General features: G+C 64.6%; 1 protein-coding gene. It reads right to left on the bottom strand.

The genetic code is table 11. The features are described 5' to 3' along the window. On the bottom strand, positions 1-1,020 hold a 1,020-nt coding region (locus tag MKL09_RS29585), incomplete at its 3' end, for a hypothetical protein (RefSeq protein WP_244025532.1). Positions 1,021-1,195 lie beyond the last annotated feature (175 nt).

The raw sequence follows: 1,195 nt of genomic DNA, 5'->3' as shown, positions 1-1,195 counted from the left end.
GAACTCGTCCCCGTTGCTCCCGGTGATGCTCTCGACCAATGCGCCGATCTTCTCGGCGACCCAGACGAGGGCCTTCGAGATGCCATCCATGATGTGCTCGACCTTCTCGGGGTTCGAGCGGATCCAGTCTTGGAAGCGATCAACGATCGCCTTCAGGGCTGGGGCGAGCGACACCATCAGCTTGTCGCCGAGAGCCGAGGCGGTGGCCTGTAGCCGGGTCAGGGACCGCTGGAACGCCATGGAAGCCTCAGCAGCCTGCTCGCTGTTGACGCCCAGCGACTTGGTCGTGGTGTCGTACTCGGCGCGGTAGGCCTTGATCTGCTGAAGCTGCCGCGAGATGAGGTTGTAGTCCTCCTCACTGATCCCGGCCAATCCGGCTTCGCGGAAGCCTACATCGTAGGGGTGTTTGTTCAGCTTCTCGACGGTCTGCAGGAGTTGCTGTGACGTGTCGGCCGTCATGTCTACGCCGAGGCTCTGGACGTAGCTCTTCACCCCGCTGTTCTCGCGGATGGCCTTGGCGAAGCTCTCAACCGCGCCGATCGCCTGCTGAGACGAGCCGCCGACCTGCTTGAACGCGTAGCCGAGAGAGTTGAGGCTATGGACGGACGCGCCGGTCCGCTGCGACACGAACCCAAGGTGATCGAATGCCTGCGTCACCCGGTTCGTCGCGTAGCTCACGGCGGTCGCCATGGCGGTGGCGGCCAGCGTGAGCCGGCTCATGCCAGCCATGAAGTCCTTGTTGCGCTGCTCGCGCTTCCGGGTGGCCTCCTGCTCGGCCTTCTCTTTCTCCTGGGCAGCCGCCAGGGCTGCCCGCGCCTCCTTCAGGTTCGTCTCCATCGTGAGCTTGGCGATCTCCTGTTCGGATTTCGCACCGGCCCAGCGGGCATCCTCGATCCGCTTCTCGGCAGCCTTCACGGCGGCCTCGTAGTCGGCGATCGATTTCTTGGCGGTGTTGAGCTGCGCGGTGTTGACCTCGAACCCGAGGGCGACCGCGAAGGATGAGAGCCAGTTGTCGGCCATGGTCGTCCCCTCAGTGTAGCTTGTTCATGGCGGTGCGGATCTCGGCCGGGACCATGTCGCCGCCACCATCCACCCACCGCTTGACCGTGAAGCCGAGCGCATAGCCGACGATGGTCTCAAGCGCGGCGCCGTCGATATCGGCGAACGCGGGTTCGGCTTCGCCCTTCGGCCAGAC

Source organism: Methylobacterium sp. J-048, assembly GCF_022829515.1.
In the GTDB taxonomy this organism is placed as follows: domain Bacteria; phylum Pseudomonadota; class Alphaproteobacteria; order Rhizobiales; family Beijerinckiaceae; genus Methylobacterium.
This window is presented reverse-complemented; position numbering and strand designations above follow the sequence as displayed.